The organism is Bradyrhizobium sp. P5_C11_2, assembly GCF_054049755.1.
Map to the genome: position 1 here is coordinate 1 of NZ_JBFULT010000804.1, position 2,548 is coordinate 2,548.

The window sequence follows — 2,548 nt, forward strand, 5'->3', positions numbered from 1 at the left end:
GGTCCAGTCAGTGCGGCATGCCAGTTTTCCAAGTGCATCAACGAGTTGCGGCACCCCCTTTTCTGGTTCAAGGAAGCCGAGAAAGGTAATGCGAATTTGCCCGCATTCCGATCGGCCCAGGTTTGGTTGGCTCGGGGACGTGCTTGCGTTCGGAAGAATCATTATTTTATCGCGAAGGCTGGGAAGCCGATCGAGAATGACGCGCGCACCATAGTCGCCTAGCACGATGATCGCCGCACTATCCACGAACAATCGGTTGATGCTTCGACGCAAATATGTCCCGGCTCCTGCCCAGAACTGATCAAACTGGCCGGCGTGAAGGTGCACGACATAGGGCACCCCAAAATAGCGCGCTATAGCCGCGATGATCAGCTTGCGGTACGCGCTCCCGCGCCATGCAAGCTGAAAATGAACCAGGTCAACCTTCCCGCGTCCTGCTGCGACACCGAATTGAATCAGTGCCCGGGCAAAGACCACCACTCCCCAATACCTGCTCTTCTGTCCCCTGGTTACCAGTCGCTCGGCCTTGACGCCAAGATCTCCGCGTTGATCGATTGTATCGATGATGAGATCCGTAAGGCGATCAATTCCTCCTCGGCCATGCAGGCCGTAGGGCGTGGCTACGATCAACCGAAGGGTATTCTGGGTCGTACTCATCAAATACACCGAAAATCTGTCAACACGCTACGGCGGCGCCATGCCAATGCCCGTCAACAGTGCGAACCTTAACGGGAAGATCAATCCGACGCTCTTCCGAGAACACTGCGCACCGACGCGGGATAGTTTCCGTGGTGCCCTGCTAGCTGAAGATCATAAGACGAGACAATCTCTAGCAGCTTCTTAATCCAATCTCGACTGCCAAATGAAAGACGTTGCTGCTCAATCGGGCTACGCGGGCTGGACAGACCGCAGCCCGCTATAGCGACAGTCCGACAGCACACGATTGCGAAGCGTTCCAGCGGTTGGCCCGGACGTTCGCCCGACTCGCCCCACTGAACATTCCTAGCCGCCTTTTGCGAAATTCGTACTGCCTGGCTACCTCAACGCCACGGCGACCGACCAGTGCCACCGACCTACACGCCACACCAGCCAGCCGCCTGGAGGCTTGCGAGCTTTCGCAGCGATCGCGGCTGTGTTCGGGCTCCGCTCTCACGTAGCAGGATCAGGTGGACGGCAACGACCGAGACTCTGTTCAACACGGACTTACTCACAATTGGGTAGCCATTCAGCCCCAGGGTACCAACCCTTCTGCTTGCACTTGCTCAGCACGCCCTAAGCTATCGTCGCTTTGACGAAGATTGAGGTTCAGACCTGGCTGCGCCTGCACGGCGGTAAGCGGAGGATGGCGATGCGTGCGTCATTTCTAGGGTGCCCCATTGATGTCCTTACGATGGCTGATACGGTCGAGCTCGCACGCACGGCGATGCGTAGCCAGCAGCGTTTGCAACATGTTGCGCTCAACGTTGCCAAGTTAGTCAGCATGCGCTTTGACCCGATGCTTGCTGCCGATGTCGTTAGCAGTGATGTGATCAGCATTGATGGCATGGGCATAGTGTGGGGGGCGCGGGCACTCGGCCTGCCGGTCCAGTCGCGCGTGACCGGCATCGATCTGCTTACCGAGATTCTAGCACTATGTGAAAAGGACGGCTTCAAACCGTATTTTCTCGGAGCGACTGCTGGCGTGTTGCAACAGGCCGCGCGGCGAGTCCTCGACAAGCATCCCTCGATCGCGTTCGCCGGCCTCAGGGACGGCTACTTCACACGCGAGCAGGAGGCCCAAGTGGTCCGTGAAATTCGGTCTAGTCGCGCCGACTGCCTCTTTATCGGCATGCCTTCGCCGCGCAAGGAGCGCTTTCTTGCGTCCTATCGCGATGTGCTCGGCGTGCCTTTCATCATGGGTGTCGGCGGCTCGTTCGATATTCTTGCCGGCGCGGTACAGCGGGCGCCTGTTCGCATGCAGCACCTCGGGCTTGAATGGCTCTACCGCGTCTATCAGGAGCCAGGACGCATGTGGTGGCGATATGCCAAGACCAATACATTGTTCGCCGGCATTCTGGCCCAAGCCATTGTACGCCAGAGGTTAGGCATAGCACCGCGAGCGAACAGCGGGTTGCCGCCTGGCGCGGGTGAGGTAGGCCATTCAGTCTAACGTATTCACCAAGCTGCCCTAAGGTGTTCACCAAGCCGCGAGCGACAGACTGCCATACTTTAATTTGAGTCGACGCCGCGAGCGCGCGCTGATGCGAGCGATCTCATCTTGGGTAACCGCGTTTTCAGCCTTCTGACCTTCAGTTGATTGATAGCTCAAATCGGAGCGGTAGCCAGAAACGAGCATATGGCGTGACGAGTATCATCCAACTATCGTCCAGATAAGGCATTTAACAATGTGTGGGATATTCGGATGGGTTCTTGGTCCCGCCAAGTATCAGGATCGCGAAACTCTCATCAAGCTTACCGATTTGATGTTACATCGGGGGCCAGACGGCTCGGGCTACCGGCTTTACGAAACGGCGGATGAGCGATTTCAAATCGGCTTCGGTCACCGCCG

General features: G+C 57.5%; 2 protein-coding genes. One reads left to right on the plus strand and one right to left on the minus strand.

Annotation, left to right across the window (positions count from 1 at the left end; translation table 11 throughout):
- The coding region (locus ACXJL8_RS38765; protein ID WP_456686789.1) for a glycosyltransferase at positions 1–657 on the minus strand (657 nt) is incomplete at its 3' end.
- Between the two features lie 733 nt (positions 658–1,390).
- Between ACXJL8_RS38765 and ACXJL8_RS38770 the strand changes: the two genes are divergently transcribed.
- A complete protein-coding gene (locus tag ACXJL8_RS38770) occupies positions 1,391–2,149 on the plus strand; it encodes a WecB/TagA/CpsF family glycosyltransferase (RefSeq protein ID WP_456624257.1) in 759 nt (252 codons plus the stop codon).
- The last annotated feature ends 399 nt before the right edge of the window (positions 2,150–2,548 follow it).

What these genes read in the sequence shown, in the direction of transcription:
- ACXJL8_RS38770 (WP_456624257.1), top strand. Translation starts at nt 1,391, where the DNA reads ATGGCTGATACGGTCGAGCTCGCACGCACGGCGATGCGTAGCCAGCAG.